Raw genomic sequence first — 17,045 nt, 5'->3', positions numbered from 1 at the left:
CAATCCCAGTCACGCGAGAAACACCAAACCGCGACCGAGCATCATCATTTTGACCCATAGCTTGCCGCAAGCTGCAACGATGCCCCTGACTGAGGTCGCACGCGTCAGCGGCGAGAGAGCGCCAGGCCAAGAACGGTCATCACAAGCGCGACGAGCGTGGCAACGAGGCTTTCCACCCCCGGATCAAGCATGATGAGCACAACACCGAGAAGAACGCTAACGCCGCACAGCACGGAGCAGAGCGTGCCCAGACGCCTGAGATACGATGGCTCGCCCATAAGTATCAGCTCGTCAGACATGGCACCCCTCCCTCACGCATCGCCTTTAGTCAAGGTTATGGCCGCTTGGTTAAGGCGCGGTAAGGGCTCTGACAGGATTGTCCACACCCCCTCGAGGACGCCTTAGTGCAGGGCGGTCACCCGCCGCTTCTCCCTCCCGACCGGAGACCCCTCAAAAGCGCGCGCTCGCCGGGCCCACGAGGCCGTCCGCCGAGCAACTCAGCGGCGTCGCAGACCCCGCGCGCCCATGAGCTGCGCCGTCAGTTACCGGAAACCTAACGGACAGACAAGGGAGGTCCCCTCCCTGCTAGGCTTGCGCTCCCCACAGGCCCACGGCCCCGCAGAAGGGAGCGCGTCATGCTCTGCAACAACCTCAACGACAAGCTCGGATGCCTGTTCGTCCTCGCCCTCGCCTACCTCAACATGAGACCCGTGGAGGGGCACTTTGGCACGCATCTGAGCCCCCAGACGTACGACCCCAACCTCCTGGAGAGGCTTCAGAGCTACGGGCTCGTACGATTCGCGCCGCAGGGAGAGATCATCCAGCTCACCGACGAGGGGGCACGCGAGGCCCGGGGCGTCATCAAGTACCTCCAGCTCCAGCTTGGCCCCCAGGTGGGCGCGAGCCTGCAGGAGATCCAGCGGGCGTACCCCTCGCTCTACGCCGAGGAGGCCGCCTTTGGCGCCGGCCCCCTCACCACGACGGAGCTCGTCTACTCGCTTGCGGGCATCAAGACCAAGGCAACGCGCACCCCCACCCTCACGCCAACAGCGCTGGCAAATCCGCCCGCAAGCTACGGCAGAGACAGGGGGGACGACCGCTCCTTTGCCCTCAAGGTCTCGCTCGCCATCTCGGAGGGCCGGAGCTACTACTACCCCCGGCACGAGTGCTGGCGCAGGGTCCTCGTGCCCGCAGGCCTCACCTTTCTCGACCTGCACCTCGTGATTCAGCTTGTCTTCTGCTGGAAGGATCTCCAGCCGTTCGGGTTTCTCCTCAACAGCCGGAAGAAGAACTTCCTCATCGGCGAGAAAGAGGTGTGCGGCGAGATTGCCCAGCCAAAGACAGGGAAACGGAGCCTCGTGGAGGAGCGGGCCTCCAAGCTGACGCTTGCCGAGGTCTTTCCGCGCACGCGCGCGGCCACCTACCGCTACGGCGTTGAGGGCGACTGGACTCACCTCATCTCCCTCGAGTCGACAGAGCGAGGCATGGCCGAGCTGGGTCCGCAGCTGCTGGACGGAGCCGGGGATGCCCCTCCCGAGTGGGCGAGAACCGCAAGCGAGTTCATAGACTTTCGCAACAGCCTCTACGAGAACGGGCGCACGCTCATAAAGGCCCTCTCGGACTCTGGCGAGAAGGGCTACCAACCGTTTGAGTACGCGACCACGCGGGCGCGGCTGGCAGGCTTTGAGGACGAGCGCGCGAGATGGGAGCAGCGACTCATCGAGACCTCGCGCGCATCCGAGGGCAACTGACGGCGGGGGCGCCCCCTTTCACCAGCGGCGGCCCTCCTTGGGGCGACGAGTGCGCTAAGCTCTTCTCGTCACCCCGAGGAAAGGACCCCCATGAACGACTTCACGTTCTTCTCCCCCACCAAGTTTGTCTTTGGCCGCGGCGTCTGCGACTCCACGGGCACTGAGCTCGCGGCACTTGGGTTCTCGCACGCGCTCGTTGTTTACGGAGAGGGCTCCGTGGTGCGCACGGGCACGCTTGGTCGCGTCCTCGCGTCGCTTGACGCCGCTGGCGTTGCCCACACCGAGCTCTCCGGCGTGCGCCCCAACCCCGAGGTCGGCCTTGTGCGCACGGGAATCGAGCAGGCGCGGGGCTGCGGGGCGGACGTCATTTTGGGCGTAGGCGGCGGCTCGGTCATTGACACCGCCAAGGCAATCTCGGTTGGCGTGCCCTACGACGGGGACGTCTGGGACCTCTTCTCCGGCCTTGCCACCCCCACCGCAGAGGGCAAGCCGCCCATCGCATGCGTCCTCACCATCCCCGCCGCGGGCTCCGAGGCGAGCGCCTCGTGCGTCCTCAGCAACGACGAGCTCGAGCTCAAGCGCGGGCTCTCGAGCGAGCTGCACCGACCGGTCGTGGCGATCATGGACCCCAAGCTCACCTTCACCCTCCCCGCCTACCAGACCGCCGCGGGCGTCACGGACATGATCGCCCACATCATGGAGCGCTACTTCTCGAGCGTGGGACCAGTGAGCGTCACCGACGGCATCGCCTGCGGGCTCATCCGCTCCCTCATCAAGGAGGCGCCTCGCGCGCTGGCAAACCCCACGGACTACGACGCCCGAGCCAACATCATGTGGGCTGGAACCCTTGCCCACAACGACCTCGCGGGGCTCGGGCGCAGCGCCACGCCGGGCGGGCGTGCGGGCGGCTGGGAGAGCCACGCCCTCGAGCATGAGCTCTCCGCGCACGACGCGCGCATCACGCATGGCGCTGGCCTTGCTGTCATCTTCCCCGCTTGGATGCGCTACGTGTGGCAGGAGCACCCCGAGCGCTTCCTCTCCTTCGGGCGTGACGTCTTTGGCATCGAGCCCGTGGACGCAGAGGCCGACGGCGTTGACGTGAGCCCCGAGGAGGCCGTGCGCGACGCAGTGCTTGCCACCGTTGACGAGCTGCAGGGCTTCTTCGTCTCCCTGGGGATGCCGCGCACCCTCGGTGAGCTTGGCGTGAGCTCCGAGCAGATCCCCGCGCTCCTTGAGACCCTCGAGAAGAACAAGGGCCCCGTGTTCGGCGAGTTCCGCCGCCTCACCATGGAGGACGCGCGCGCCATCTACGAGTCCGCGCTGTAGACCTAGTCCCAGCCACTCGAACTGACTTCCTTTCCGCCATGCCCCCCTCGTCACGAGGGGGGCACGCGCTGAAGGTGCGAGGAATGCAAAGGGCTTGCAAGCATGGGGGGCACACAGGCCTCTTAGCTTATGCCATACCAGGCAACGCCCTCCTTCCACCAGCCAAGCTCCTCGAGCTTGTCGCACTCTTCAACACTCGTCGTGTAGTGATGAGTGGCAGTGATGGCGTAAGGGTTGTAAAGACGGTAGAGAGGCTGCGCTGACCAGTCGAACTCGCCTGCAGAATGCCAGGAGACTCCCTCCGCATCCCATCCGAGTGAGGCTAGATAGTCGCATTCCTCCTCGCTCATGGTGTAGTGATGGTCGTCAGAGTATGGGTTGAAGAGACGGTAGACGGGCGCGCCCGTGATGGGCGCCTCCCACGCTTCGCCCTCATAGCTCCAACCAACGGAAACAAGGCCGTCACGCTCCAAGCCGTCTGCCGTATAGAGGTGCTCACCCGTGTACGGGTTGTAGAGGCGATACATCGTCTCGGTCTCTGGGTCACCGGGGATGATAACTCGGATTGGAACGGTGCTTTCGGCTGTTGTCCCGTTACCGAGCTGGCCGTCACTGTTGCTTCCCCAGAGCCAGAGACTGCCGTCGGTCGCAACGGCAGCGGCATGCGCACCACCCAGTGAGAATGACGCAACGTTGTCCATCACCTTAGCTGAAACGTCCCTGTCAACAGTCGTTCCGTCGCCAAGCTGACCAGCGCCGTTGCCGCCCCACGTCCAAAGAGTGCCATCGTTTTTGAGAATCGCAAAAGTAAGGTTGAATGCATAGACTGATTTGACGCCATCCATGAGACTCTTGGGCTCATCGTATGACTCGTAGGCCATCGCCGACCCATCAAGCCCGACCGTTACCAACTGACCCCAATCGACGGCTGCCACGGCAACGTCATCAACAATCCTTGTCGGATTACGCCCCGTCGTAACACAGGATTCGTCGGCAAGCATAATGGTCATCGTTTGGCCCCAGAGCCAGAGGGAGCCGTCGGCTTTAATCGCAGCCGTGTTGCCCGCTCCACAGGAAACAGACGCGACTCCGTCCATTATCTTCACGGGAGTGTGACGGTCGATCAGGGTACCATCTCCGAGCTCCCCCGTCCCGTTGTTTCCCCACATCCAGAGGGAGCCGTCGGTCTTGATTACAGCCGTGCTGTAGGTGCCGAGTGAGACCGATGCCACACCCTCCATGACCTTAACGGGCTTTAGAGCGGTTTCCGTTCCACCATTTCCAATCTGGCCAAAGGCGTTGCTTCCCCACATCCAGAGGGAGCCGTCGGTTTTGATGGCGGCAGTGTGATAGCCACCGAGGGAAATCGATGCCACACCCTCCATGACCTTAACGGGCTCGGTACGGCTCTTCCAACTACCATCCCCCAGCTGGCCGCTATCGTTAGAACCCCAAGTCCAGAGAGAACCATCTTCAGCAATGGCAGCCGAATGATTGTCACCCAGCTCGACCTGAACCACTCGGAGCCCCTCGACCTTGCCGGCTCCTTCATCAAGCTCTGTCGCACGAGAAAAAGGCACATTCCCCAAACAAGCGACAAACACGATGAGTATGACGAGCACCATCGCCCCAATGCCCTTTTGTGGCACATTTTTCTCACGCATATTGCCTCCCTAATGTGTCCGTCTTCCCCTGGGTCGCTCTGTATATTATCAGCCCCTGACGCCAGGTCGGCAAGGTGGGACACGACGGACGCACGCGAGCTTCGACGACTGGCTCCGTCAGAGCTAACACGTGATGTAAAGCTGCGTACACAGCCTCGACTCGCTGGGTCTATCCGACTCAATTTCATGTTGGAAAAGCGTCCCTCGGAACGTCGCAGTTATCATCAGTTTTAAAATCATATGAGCAAGATCCGCTCAAATTGCGAAACGCAACCGCTCACCGAGTAAATAGGCCTATTTTTCAATCCTTTGGGCCCTATACCAGCATGTGCAGACAGCTGGCAGCCACAGGAAAGACAACGGAAAGCGACTCCCTGCTACGCTCCCCTCCCACCATGTCGACCAAGGAGGGGCACAGATGCGGCACAGAGTATCGTCATCGCATAAGGCACAAAGAGGAGCGGCGAGAAGGGCCCTGGCGCTTCTGCTCGCAAGCGTCCTTCTTATCACGCAGATCACGGCATGTCTTCCGTCACCCGCGCTTGCCGACACGCCCGACTCGCTCACGGTTGGCTCCGTGACGGCATACCCGCCCGGTATCATGGACGGTGACGGCGGAACCGCCCACATGATGACGGCGCCCGACGGCACGGTCATCTACTGCGCCGACGGCATGGCCGGCACCCCACACGCCGGTGAGACCTTCTACGGGGCGGCGCCTGGCGGAATCGTGCTCGACTACATCCTCTGGTACGGCTACGGCGGCTCGGGCAGCACGGGCGCCTGGTCGCAGGCTGCGACCCAGATCGCCATCTGGGAGCACATGTATCAGATCAAGGATGGGCTCAACTACAGCGGCTACCACCGATACAAGCAGGCGTGGCCCGAGGGCAAGCGCCTCTACGACGCCGCCGTGGCAAACGCGAGCGCGGAGGGCCCCTACGCGGGAACCTCCTGGATCTACGGCGAGGCAACCGTCGCTCGCCAGCGCATCATAGCCCAAACCGTGAAGAACGGCGGCATCGAGCTCCAGAAGACAAGCGCCAACCCCGCCCTCACGGACGGAAACGCCTCATATAGCCTGGAGGGTGCCGTGTATGGAATCTACCGCGACGAGGCGTGCGAGCAGCTCGTGGACACCATGACCACAGATGCTTCCGGCCACGCCACCTACGCGCCTCTTGAGCTGGGGACCTATTGGCTCAAGGAAACCGATCCGCCCCGGGGCTTTGCCCGAGACGGGGGCACCTATCGCGTTGAGGTCAACGGTGCCGGAGCAAACACCCGGGTGGGCGTTACCGACCAGCCGCTATCCTGCCCCGCGTGGTTCTACGTCCAAAAGGTCGACGCAGAGGGCAAGCAGATCGTCTCGCAGGGCACCGCGCATCTCGATGGGGCGCAGTTTGCCGTCCGCTTCTACGAAGGCGTGAGCGCTGAGTCCGAGGACGATCTTCCCGACATGCCCAGTCGCACCTGGATCATCGAGACGGTCGAGCTTGAGGGGTACGGCGTGGCGCAGCTTGCCGACCGGTTCAAGGTGGGCGGCGACCCCTGGTACGGAATCGACGAGGGAGGCGGCGCCGCGATACTCCCGCTTGGAACCCTCACGGTCCAGGAGACCAAGCCCCCTGAGGGCTATGCGCTCTCGGACAGCTCGGTCCACATTGCCCAGGTGGTTGCGGATGATTCTGCGCCATCGGGTGCGAAGGTTGTCAAGGTGGGCGGCTGGTCAGACCGCTTCGGCCAGGTCGACGAGGTGGGGATGGCCGTTGAGGACAGGGTCGTGCGCGGCGGCATCTCCGTCCCAAAGGTCGACCACGACCTCGAGGAAGGCGTGTCCCAGGGCAATGCCACGCTTGCCGGCGCCGTGATCGGCGTGTACAACGCATCGGGCGCGCGCGTGGTGGTCAAGGGCGTCGAGTACGCGGACGGGGAGCTCATCGAGAACACCAAGATCGTCACGGGCGAGAACGGCACCGGGTCCACCGGCGAGCGCGACCTGCCCCGTGGCACCTACACGCTCCGCGAGCTCGAGCCGCCCAGGGGATATCGTCTCAACGAGGAATGGACCTCAACGGTCTCCGTGCAGGAGGACGGCGTCATCGTGCCCGTCCCCGAGGACGAGGCACTCGACGAGGAGGTGGAGCGCGGAACCTACGCGGCCAGAAAGGTCGACGGCAACCTCATGGTCTCCGCCGCCCAGGGCGACGCCACGCTCGAGGGCGCCGTGATCGGCGTCATCAACCGCTCCGAGGGCCCGGTCGTGGTGGATGACGAGAAGTTCGCACCAGGCGAGGAGGTAACCACCGCAGAGGCAGTAGTCGGCGCCGACGGACTCGCCCGCGGCGAGGCGGGCTCGCTTCCCTACGGATCATACGAGCTCTTCGAGAAGACCCCTCCCGAGGGCTATCTCCCCAACGAGGAGTGGCGCACAACCGTTGACGTCAACGAGGACGGCCAGGTGGTGAGCCTCGACGACCAGCCGCTCGCGGACGAGCCCGAGCGCGGGCAGGGCGCGGTGTTGAAGAAGGACGCCGAGCTCGCGGACGCCCGCCCGCAGGGCGACGCCACACTGGCGGGCGCCGTGATAGAGATCGAGAACCTCTCCGCCGGCTCCGTCGTGGTGGGCGGCGTGACCTACCAGCCGAATCAGGTCTGCCTGAGCATCGAGACGACCGAGGACGGCTGGGCGGCGACCGCGGCCCGCGCGCTCCCCTACGGCACCTACCGCGCCACCGAGGCCGCCTCGCCCGAGGGCTACCTCCCCAACGAGGGGTGGTCCCAGGAGTTCCAGATCCGCGAGGACGGCCAGGTGGTCGAGCTCTCCGTTGCGGACCTTCCCATCCGAGGGGGCATCTCCGTGCAGAAGGTGGACGCCGACACCTCCGGGGCCGAGCCCCAGGGCGACGCCACGCTGGCGGGCGCCGTCTTCTCCATCACCAACCGCTCCAGGCACGGCGTCATGGTCGATGGCTCGTGGCACGAGCCCGGCGAGGTCGTGAAGCAGATCACCACCGACGAGTCCGGCCTCGCCGCCACGGGCGCGCGCGACCTGCCCTACGGCACCTACGAGGTCACCGAGACGACCCCCTCAGAGGGCTACAGCCTGCCGGACGGCTGGTCCCAGACCGTCCAGGTGCGCTCCGACGGCACCACCTACCCGCTTGACGCGGACAAGGCCGCCCCCGAGCCCGTGGAGCGCGGCGGCGTCGAGGTCCAGAAGGTCGACCGCGAGCTCGCCGAGGCCGGCTCCGAGGACCCGGCGCGCCCGCTCGGCGGGGCGAGCCTCGCCGGCGCGGTCTTCGAGGTCACCAACGAGTCCGAGCGCGCGGTCGTCGTGGACGGCGTCACGTACCAGCCCGGCGAGGTCGTGACCCCCGCCACCATGGTCACGGGCGAGGACGGCTCCGCGGCCACGGGCGAGCACCTCCTGCCCTACGGCACCTACTCCGTGCGCGAGGCCAGCCCCAGCCCCGGCTACCTGGTCAACGACGGCTGGTCCAAGACCGTTGAGGTCCGCGGCGAGGGCGACGTGGCCAGCCTGACCCCGCCCGCGGACAGGACCCCCGAGCAGGTCAAGAGAGGAGACTTCTCGCTTGAGAAGTCCGTCGAGGGCGGTAAGCGCCTCGCGGGAATCCCCTTCAGGGTGACCTCCGAGACCACCGGCGAGTGGCACGTCATCGTGACCGACGACAACGGCATGGTCAACACCGCCGCGGACTGGAACGCGCACACCACCTCCACCAACGCCAACGACGCGGCGCTGCTCGCGGACGGCACCGTGGACGACTCCAGGCTGGACCCCTACGCCGGCACGTGGTTCCACGGCCGCTCAGACGAGGGGGTCGAGGTTGACGACTCGCTCGGCGCCCTCCCCTACGACTGGTACCTCGTGGAGGAGCTGCGCTGCGATGCCAACGAGGGGATGTCCCTCGTCTCCACGCGCGTCCACGTGACCCGTGACGGGGTGAACCTCGAGCTGGGGACCTTTGACGACACCGGAGATACGGTGCATATGGACACCGAGCTCCTCTCTGGGGACGGCTCGTCAAAGAGCGTCCCCGCCCGGGAGGAGGTGCGCCTTACGGATGTGGTTCGCTACGAGGGCATCCAGCCTGACAAGGACTATGTGCTTCTCGGCGAGCTCCACGCAGTCTCTTCCGATGGGGCCGACGAGGGCGTTGTGGCAGTCTCTCGAGCGGAGGTGAGGGAGGGCGTCTCCTCGGGCGAGACGCGCGTCACCTTCACCGTTGACACAAGCAAGCTCGCGGGAAAGCGGCTTGTCGCCTTTGAGACGCTCCACGACGAGAATGGCGAGGTCGCCTCCCACAGGGACCTCTCGGACGAGGACCAGAGCGTCAGCGTGCCCGCCATCTCCACCACCCTCATCTCCAACGTCACCTCGAACCACGAGGCGCCCAGCTGGGCGGACTCTGCGATGACCGACACCGTGCACCTCCGGGGCCTCGTCGTCGGGGAGACGTACACGGTTACCGACACCCTGCACCTGCGTGCGGAAGACGGCTCTGACGATGGCCACCTCACAAACGATGATGACAAGGCACTCACTGCCAGCAGCTCCTTTGAGGCAACGGACCCCGAGATGACGGTCCGGCTCGAGTTTGACGTGCCCACGGCAGAGCTCGCGGGGAAGACCGTCGTTGCCATGACGGAGCTCTCAAACGAGGAGGGCCCACTCGCAGCACATGCCGACATCTCGGACGAGTGCCAGACGGTTCGCCTTCCCGGCATCTCAACGGAAGCCCTCTCCGTCACAACCGGAGACCACCAGCTCCCCCAGGGCGAGGAACAGGCCATCGCCGACACGGTCCTGCTCACCAACCTCACCGTTGGAGAGACGTACGAGATTGCGGGCACCCTTCATGAGAGGAGGGCGGACGGAACGGATGCGGGTGCCCTCAAGGACAAGGATGGCAAGCCGATTGAGGCCCACGCCACGCTCGAGGCAACGGAGGCGAGCATGACGGCAACGATGGAGTTTGAGGGGGTTGATGCATCCCTTCTCGCTGAGCGCGACATCGTGGTCTTTGAGGAACTCTCACGAGAGGGCATCCTGCTCGCTCAGCATGCGGACGTATCCGACGAGAAGCAGAGCGTTCACGTTCCCGAGCTTGCAACCACCGCGGCATCAACCGCAACGGGCGGGCATGACGTCCCCGCCCAGGGCACCCAGGAGATCGTTGACCTTGTTCATGCCACCAATCTCGTCCCGGGAAAGGAGTACACGATATCCGGTGAGCTCCACGTAAGGGTGCTCACCGAGGACGGAACCGGCGTCGATGACGGCCCGCTTCTTAACGAGAAGGACGAGCCCGTCTCTGCCACCAGCACCTTCACGGCAACCGACAAGACGATGGACATCGCGCTCACCTTTGTGATAGACGCCTCCAAGCTCGCCGGCACGACGCTCGTGGCCTTTGAGGAGCTCTCCTCAGATGACGTGACGCTCGTCGTCCATGCCGACATCAACGACGAGGAGCAGACCGTTCGTCTTCCCAAGGTGAGCACTGCGGCACGGTCCCTCGCAACGGGCGACGGCAATCTTCCCAACCTCAGCGACCAGCTCATCGTGGACACGGTGACGCTCGAGAATCTCGCCCCAGGGGCACAATACGAGATCAAGGGATCGGTCCACCTGATCGGAACCAACGACGAGGGTGCCCTTGTGTACGAGGGCATCGTCTCCAAGGCGAGCGCAACCTACGAGGCATCCTCGACGCAGGGCACCGCATCCCTCGAGCTTGAAGTTGACGCCGCAGGGCTTGGCGGCAGAAGGCTCGTGGTCTTTGAGGAGCTGTGGCGAAACGGGGTCCTTCTCGCCTCGCACGCGGACCTGAACGACGAGCGCCAGACCGTTGTTGTCCCGGGCATCAAGACGACCGCACTCGATGCCGCAGATGGCAACGACGAGATTGCGGCAGCGCCCGAGCAAACGATCACTGACACGGTTGACCTCAGCGGGCTCCTGCCGGGCAAGGCGTACGTGGTCAGCGGAACGCTGCATGTCAAGCGCTGGGACGAGCATGGGGTTGCCGTGGACGAGGGCGAGCTGACGGACGCCGACGGAAAGGTCGTGACGGCAACCACATCGTTTGTTGCCGAAGGCGAGGCTCAGACCGTGGAGCTCACCTTCATCCTCGACGCCAGCCAGCTTAAGGGCGCGGACGTCGTAGCCTTCGAGGAGCTCTCCTCGGGAGGTATCACGCTCGTCGCACATGCGGACATCGAGGACGAGAATCAGACCGTTCATGTGCCCGGCATCGCAACCGCCCTCACGAACGCCGCAACGGGGCTCCGCGAGTTCCAGACGCTCCTTGGCGAGGACGGAACCGCCCCCGTCACGCTCGTGGACACCGTCGCGTACGCAAACCTGCGCACCGGCGAGAAGTACGTCCTCACCGGTGAGCTCCACCAGATGAGCCAAGACGCCGAGGGCTCCGCAACCGACGAGGGCATGCTCGAGGATGCCGAGGGCAAGCCCGTGACCGTGAGCGCAGCCTTTGTGCCCGAGGAGCCCAACGGCTCGGTTGAGGTCACCTTTGAGATTGACGCCGCGCTCGCGGGGCATGACGGTCTGGTGGCCTTTGAGACGCTCTCCCGTGACGGCGTGACGCTCGCAGCCCACGCGGACATCGCCGACGAAGGCCAGACCGTAAGGCTCGTGAGCCTCGAGACAACGGCAACGGACGCCTTTGACGGGGACCACCTCGTCCCCGCGGCAACAACGGCATCGGTCGTGGACGCCGTGTCCTATCGGGGGCTTACGCCGGGTTTCGAGTACACGCTCTCCAGCACGCTTCACCTCATGGGCGAGAACGGCGCGGACGAGGGGGCGCTCTTGGATGACGGCGAAAACGCGCCGAGCGCAATCACGACCTTCGTGCCCGAGAGCCCCGAGGGTACCGTTTCCGTGGGCCTCTCATTTGACACCCACGGGCTCGAGGGAAGAAACGTTGTCGTCTTTGAGGAGCTCAGCCGTGACGGGACACTCATTGCGCGACACGCGGACATCGCCGATGAGGGGCAAACGATCACCGTTGACACTCCGCCCGACGAGCCGCCGGCACCCGAAGAGCCCCCAGAGCCCAACGAGCCGCCGGAGCCTGATGAGCCAGACGAGGGCGTACCCAACACTGGCCAGGCGACAAGTCCAATACCGGCGCTGAGCGCGGGAGGGGCACTGCTCGTCTCCGTTGCCGCGATTCTCTCCACTCGCCTCAGAAGAAGGTAGCCCCCCGGCGTGCCCGGACAGACTCCTCTGTCCGGGCACGCCAATAGATTCAGCACTTTTTAATGACGTTATCAGTACGGAATTATTATCAAATCCGATATACTGGGAGGGCGCGAGTGGAGTTTGAGCGGGACCCGAGAAAGAGCGCGTCAAACGCCAGGAAACACGGTATTAGCTTCGCGAAGCCAGAGAGCTCTGGAGAGACGGCGACCGAGTTGAGTTTCGTCTCTCCAACTCCGGGGAGCGTCGTTTTGGCATCCTGGCAAGATATGCTGGCGCGATTTGGCTTGCTGCTACGACGCCGCGCGGCGCCGCGACGCGTATCATCTCAGTGAGACGAGCAACCATAAAGGAGGCCGGCATCTATGACAGAATCAACGCCCAGCGCTGAAGATATCGATGCCTTGGTCGATTCCGGCGAAGACATCACCAGATACATTGACGTAACAACCATTGAGCAGCCTGGAAAGCAACAGTGCAGGCGCGTCGCGCTTGACATGGGCGACGGGACCATCGCGCGTCTCGACGCGTTTGCCGCGCGCTATGGCGTCACGAGGCAGTCGCTCATCAAGGTGTGGCTCGTCGAGCGCATGGACGAGGAGGACGACCGCGCTGCCAGGCGCAGGGGCGTGACGGCGTAGCGAGCACCTCACTCGGCGCCGGACGTGCCCTCCCTCCCCAACTTTTGTGCAATAGTTGGATTTCTTGGCAGACACAAAAAGATGGGGATAATTGACGCGCACCGTCGTCGGGACAAAGGAGCCCCATGGAGGCTACGTTCACCAACCTCATCAGCCAGTTTGGCTACATTGGCGTCTGGTTTCTCATCTTCTTTGAGAACGTCTTCCCACCCATTCCCTCGGAGCTCATCCTCCCCCTCTCCGGCTTCTTCACCACCACGACCGACCTCACGCTCCCGGGCGTGATCATCGCGGCCACGATTGGCTCCATCACGGGCGCCTACATCCTCTACGGCGTGGGCCGCATCCTCTCGCGCGAGCGCCTCATGGCCTTCTTTGGCACCAAGCCCATGCGCCTGCTTGGCTTCAAGCCGGAGGATATCTCCAGCGCCGTGGACTGGTTTGACCGCAAGGGCCAGGTGACGGTCCTCATCTGCCGCTGCATTCCCGTCGTGCGCAGCCTCATCTCCATCCCCGCCGGCACGGCCAAGATGAACGTCGTGCGCTTCTCGCTTTATACGCTCGTGGGCTCCGCGGTCTGGAACACCGTGCTCTGCTCGCTCGGCGCCGCGGCAGGCAGCGCCTGGGAGACCGTCACGGAGCGGGCGGAGTGGGTGTCCGATATCGTCAAGTACGTCATCATCGCGCTCGTTGTGGTCATCGCCGCCGTCTGGGTGGTCAAGCGCGTCCTGCCCGCCATCCGAGAGCAGCGCGCCCGGAAGTAGCGAGCCGCACCGCCCGCGTCATCAGTAGCCCCTTCCAAACCAACGTTCTTCTCGCCAAAACGAAGGTTTGGGAGGGGCTTTTGCGCTTCTCCCCTCCCAAACCTACATTCCACCTGCTGAAACGTTGGTTTGGGAGGGGCTTTCTACACCGGCATCCCCATGCTTTCCTTGCACAATTTCGTCATATCCCTAAAATGAACGCGTTCAGATAAATTCTGCGACGCGGGAGGGCGCCATGCCCAAGCTCATCCCCAACCTCAGGAAGCGCATCCTCGAGCAGGCCGATCTGCTGCTGCGCACCGAGGGCTACCGCGCCCTCTCCATGCGCGAGCTCGCGCGGCGCTGCAACGTCTCCCCCGGCACGATCTACAACCACTTTGCCGACAAGGACGAGATCATCGCCACCATCACGCTCGCCGACTGGAGGCACGTCATCGAGGACATGGAGCGCGCCGCCCAGGAGGCCACCTCGCTCGCGCCCGGCCTCACCGAGCTCTGCTGCGTCCTCGATGGCTTCACGGCACGCTACCGCCACGTCTGGGAGCAGTACGACGGCGTGCCCGTCACGGGCTACGTCGCCCGCTTCCACCGCGAGCTGCGCTCCCAGATCGCGGCACCCATAGGGACGGTCGTCTCCAGCTGCGGTCGCGAAGACCTCGCTGAGGCCGCAGGCGTCATTGCCGAGGCACTTCTCGCCTGCTCGGTGGACCCCGAGCTCGGCGCGCAACAGTTTGGCAAGCTGGCGTCCGCCCTGGACGCCTCCAACCCCACAAGGAGGAACTCATGAGCAGCTTCAAGGACCTGAGGATCGTGGACAACTTCTACCAGACGTCCGCCTTCTTCCCCATGCCCACCGTGTGCATCTCCACCATGAACCCGGACGGCAGCCTCAACATTGGCTCGTACTCGCTGTGCTTCCCGTACTACATTGCCGGCAAGGACCGCTACGCGATGCTGCTGGAATGCCGCAACACCTCAAACACCTGCGCAAACCTGCTCCGCACGCACAAGTGTGCCCTCAACTTCATCCCCGACGACCGCGAGAGCTTCAAGGAGGCCGTGCGCCTGGGCTTCCCCGGGCCCTCGTCAGAGAAGATGGGCGACCTCAAGTTTGAGATGGAGCCCGGCCAGGCGGACCCCAACGACCCCAACCGCCCGCCCGTGATCAAGACCGCGTTCCAGGTCTTTGAGTGCACCTGGGCGGCAGAGCTCGAGGGCGCCGACAAGTTCCGCGTGGAGGACATCGACGACGGCCACCCCGGCCCCTACAACGACTTCAACGGCATCACGTCCAAGTACGGCGCCCACTTCATCCTGCACATCGACAAGATTCTCATGAAGGAGCGCTACTACGACGCCATCGTGAACGGCGTCACCAAGAACAGCTTCCCGCCCGTGCCCGTGGACTACGGCTACCGCGACTCCACCAACTTCTGGTACACGCGCTTCCCCAAGCTCGCCAAGCCCATCGCCGAGCCCATCCCCGCCCCCAAGGAGGTGGACATCGAGTCCATCCGCTACGCCGCCAACCGCGCGGACGATACGGTCAAGTTCACCGACGAGGCGCTCAAGAACTTCGTCAAGGTACCGCGCCCGTTCCTCAAGACCGTTCTCAACGGCTGCGTGGCCTGGGCCAAGGAGAACGACGTCACGCTCATCACCGACGAGCACGTCAAGATCATCAACGACAAGCGCCGCGCCGAGAAGGACAAACGCTAACGGGCGGGGGCATCACCGTCGCGATGTCGCTCGCCTTCGTGTTCATACTCGGCATGGGCTACCTCGGGGCGAAGTTTGACGACTCGAGCTCCATGCACCGGGTGGCCCAGCTCACCAACACACTGTCGATGGCCTGCTTCCTCTGGGGCACCCTCATGCTCCACGCAGCGAGCCCGAAGGAGGTCAAGTAGATGAGGATCGTTCTCGCGGGAGCCTTTGGCAAGCTGGGCTCCGACATCCTGCGCGCTCTGCGCGACCGACCACCAGATCGCGGCCGCAGACGCCGTCACGCGCGTGCCCGCAGACGTGGACGCCTCGCGCTTTGAGACGCGTCAGATCGACGTCACGCGCCCGGAGACCCTGGAGGGCCTCTGCGACGGGGCGGACGTGGTCATCACGACCGTCGGCCTCACCGGCGCTTCCACGCGCTTCACCAACTACGACATCGACTACCAGGGAAACCTCAACCTCATTGAGGCGGCGCGGGCGGCGGGCGTCAAGCACTTTGGCTACGTCTCCGTCATCAACGCCAACAAGGGCGAGGGCATCCCGATGGTCCACAGCAAGTTCATGCTGGAGGAGGCGCTCAAGGCATCCGGCCTCACCTACGTGATCTGGCGTCCTACCGGCTACTTCTACGACATCGCGCACGTCTTCTGGCCCATGATCAAGTCAAAGAGCGTGCAGCTCCTCAAGACCAAGGGTGGCTTTGAGCCGCGCGCCAACGTCATCGACACGCGCGACTTTGCGGGCTTCATCCTTAAGACCATGCGCGACGAGAACAAGACCTACTTCGTGGGCGGCACCGAGACCTACACCTACCGCCAGATCGCCGAGATGTTCTACAACGCCGACGGCGTCACGAACGGCCCGGTCAAGACCGTGCCGGCATTCATGATGGACGTGCTGGGGATGCTCCCCAAGATCAAGGCGCAGGGCAAGTCCGACGTGCTCAAGTTCTCCAAGTTCACGCTGCTCAATGACTGTGTGGGCAACACCGAGGTTCCCGGCCGCAGCTTCAAGGAGTACATCGCCGAGAAGAGCTACGCGCCCGTGATCGAGGCCGAGCTCGCCGCCAAGGCAGCAGCCGAGAAGGGCGGTGAGCGCTGATGAACTGGGTTCTTATCGGCACGCTCTTCTGCGTTGCCCTCGTGGCCTGCTGCATGGGGTTCAAGCGCTTCGTGTGGTTCATGTCGATCGGCTACGGTCTTGCGGTGGCAGCGATCGCGCTTGCCTGCCTGGTTGCCGGGGCGGGCATCGCCGGCAACGCGCTCACGCCGGGACTCGTCGCCGGGCTTCTCGTCTGCCTTGCCTATGGGCTGCGCCTGGGTGTCTTTTTGTGGCGGCGCGAGATGGGCAACGCCGCCTACCGCAAGGTGCTCGCCACCAAGGTGGGCAAGGAGCCACCCGTCTTTGTGAAGGCGCTCGCGTGGCTCTTCATGGGCGCGCTCTACGTCTGCGAGACCGCGGGGCTGCACCTGCGCCTGGCAAACGGCACGCCCGATGACGCGGTGCTCTGGGTGGGCGTCGTGGTCATGGCCGTTGGTGCCGTGATCGAGGCCGTGGCCGACCAGCAGAAGAGTGCCCAGAAGGCCGCGCACCCGGACATGGTCGCCACCGAGGGGCTCTTCAGGCTCGTGCGCTGCCCCAACTACCTGGGCGAGATGCTCTTCTGGATGGGCGTTCTTCTTGCTGGAGTGACGAGCCTTACCGGTGTGGGCCAGTGGGCCATGGCGCTCGTCGGCTTTGTCTGCATCGTCTTCATCATGCTCGACGGCGCCCGGCGCATGGCCAAGGGTCACGAGGCGCGCTACGGCAAGGACCTCAGGTACCGCGAGTACGCCGATCGCACCAAGCTCATCATCCCGTTCGTCTGGTAGACGACCGGGCTCGTCCCCCGTTAGTTAGCCCCTTCCAAACCAACGTTC

General features: G+C 64.3%; 12 protein-coding genes and 1 pseudogene. 11 read left to right on the top strand and 2 right to left on the bottom strand.

Annotated features, from left to right (window positions below; genetic code table 11):
• Nucleotides 1-104 precede the first annotated feature (104 nt).
• On the bottom strand, nucleotides 105-299 hold the full coding sequence (locus QUW25_RS07585) for a hypothetical protein (protein ID WP_289511606.1): 195 nt from the start codon (nucleotides 297-299) through the stop codon (nucleotides 105-107).
• A 336-nt stretch (nucleotides 300-635) separates the two neighbouring features.
• Between QUW25_RS07585 and QUW25_RS07580 the strand changes: the two genes are divergently transcribed.
• Nucleotides 636-1,751: an IS1096 element passenger TnpR family protein gene (locus QUW25_RS07580; protein ID WP_289511605.1), complete on the top strand. Its 1,116-nt coding sequence runs from the start codon at nucleotides 636-638 to the stop codon at nucleotides 1,749-1,751.
• Between the two features lie 90 nt (nucleotides 1,752-1,841).
• On the top strand, nucleotides 1,842-3,077 hold the full coding sequence (locus tag QUW25_RS07575) for an iron-containing alcohol dehydrogenase (RefSeq protein WP_289511604.1): 1,236 nt from the start codon (nucleotides 1,842-1,844) through the stop codon (nucleotides 3,075-3,077).
• 122 nt (nucleotides 3,078-3,199) lie between these two features.
• On the opposite strand, the gene QUW25_RS07570 is transcribed toward QUW25_RS07575, so the two are convergent.
• On the bottom strand, nucleotides 3,200-4,741 hold the full coding sequence (locus tag QUW25_RS07570) for a hypothetical protein (RefSeq protein WP_289511603.1): 1,542 nt from the start codon (nucleotides 4,739-4,741) through the stop codon (nucleotides 3,200-3,202).
• A gap of 418 nt (nucleotides 4,742-5,159) precedes the next feature.
• Between QUW25_RS07570 and QUW25_RS07565 the strand changes: the two genes are divergently transcribed.
• The 9 genes and pseudogenes from QUW25_RS07565 (at nucleotide 5,160) to QUW25_RS07530 (ending at nucleotide 16,997) form a co-directional block, all read left to right on the top strand.
• Complete coding sequence (locus QUW25_RS07565; RefSeq protein ID WP_289511602.1) at nucleotides 5,160-11,993, top strand: VaFE repeat-containing surface-anchored protein; 6,834 nt, start codon at nucleotides 5,160-5,162, stop codon at nucleotides 11,991-11,993.
• Between the two features lie 190 nt (nucleotides 11,994-12,183).
• Nucleotides 12,184-12,384: pseudogene (locus QUW25_RS09990) on the top strand (BrnT family toxin); the annotation flags it as partial.
• On the top strand, nucleotides 12,359-12,634 hold the full coding sequence (gene brnA / locus QUW25_RS10015; protein ID WP_436317683.1) for a type II toxin-antitoxin system BrnA family antitoxin: 276 nt from the start codon (nucleotides 12,359-12,361) through the stop codon (nucleotides 12,632-12,634). The pseudogene QUW25_RS09990 and the gene brnA, both read left to right, overlap by 26 nt.
• 125 nt (nucleotides 12,635-12,759) lie before the next feature.
• Nucleotides 12,760-13,398: a DedA family protein gene (locus tag QUW25_RS07555; protein WP_289511600.1), complete on the top strand. Its 639-nt coding sequence runs from the start codon at nucleotides 12,760-12,762 to the stop codon at nucleotides 13,396-13,398.
• A gap of 235 nt (nucleotides 13,399-13,633) precedes the next feature.
• Complete coding sequence (locus tag QUW25_RS07550) at nucleotides 13,634-14,185, top strand: TetR/AcrR family transcriptional regulator (protein ID WP_289511599.1); 552 nt, start codon at nucleotides 13,634-13,636, stop codon at nucleotides 14,183-14,185.
• The gene (locus QUW25_RS07545) at nucleotides 14,182-15,117 is read left to right on the top strand and encodes a flavin reductase (protein ID WP_289511598.1); all 936 of its coding nucleotides are present in this window, start codon (nucleotides 14,182-14,184) and stop codon (nucleotides 15,115-15,117) included. Before QUW25_RS07550 ends, QUW25_RS07545 begins: the two co-directional genes overlap by 4 nt.
• Before the next feature lie 23 nt (nucleotides 15,118-15,140).
• Complete coding sequence (locus QUW25_RS07540; protein WP_289511597.1) at nucleotides 15,141-15,308, top strand: hypothetical protein; 168 nt, start codon at nucleotides 15,141-15,143, stop codon at nucleotides 15,306-15,308.
• 25 nt (nucleotides 15,309-15,333) lie between these two features.
• Nucleotides 15,334-16,227 (top strand): SDR family oxidoreductase, encoded by an 894-nt coding sequence (locus QUW25_RS07535; protein WP_289511596.1) that lies wholly within the window; start codon nucleotides 15,334-15,336, stop codon nucleotides 16,225-16,227.
• Nucleotides 16,227-16,997, top strand: a complete 771-nt coding sequence (locus QUW25_RS07530; protein ID WP_289511595.1) for a DUF1295 domain-containing protein — start codon at nucleotides 16,227-16,229, stop codon at nucleotides 16,995-16,997. Before QUW25_RS07535 ends, QUW25_RS07530 begins: the two co-directional genes overlap by 1 nt.
• Nucleotides 16,998-17,045: the final 48 nt, after the last annotated feature.

The organism is Thermophilibacter provencensis (assembly GCF_030372065.1).
Lineage (GTDB): Bacteria > Actinomycetota > Coriobacteriia > Coriobacteriales > Atopobiaceae > Thermophilibacter > Thermophilibacter provencensis_A.
The sequence above is the reverse complement of the archived record's forward strand: the minus strand, read 5'-3'. Positions and strand labels throughout refer to the sequence as shown.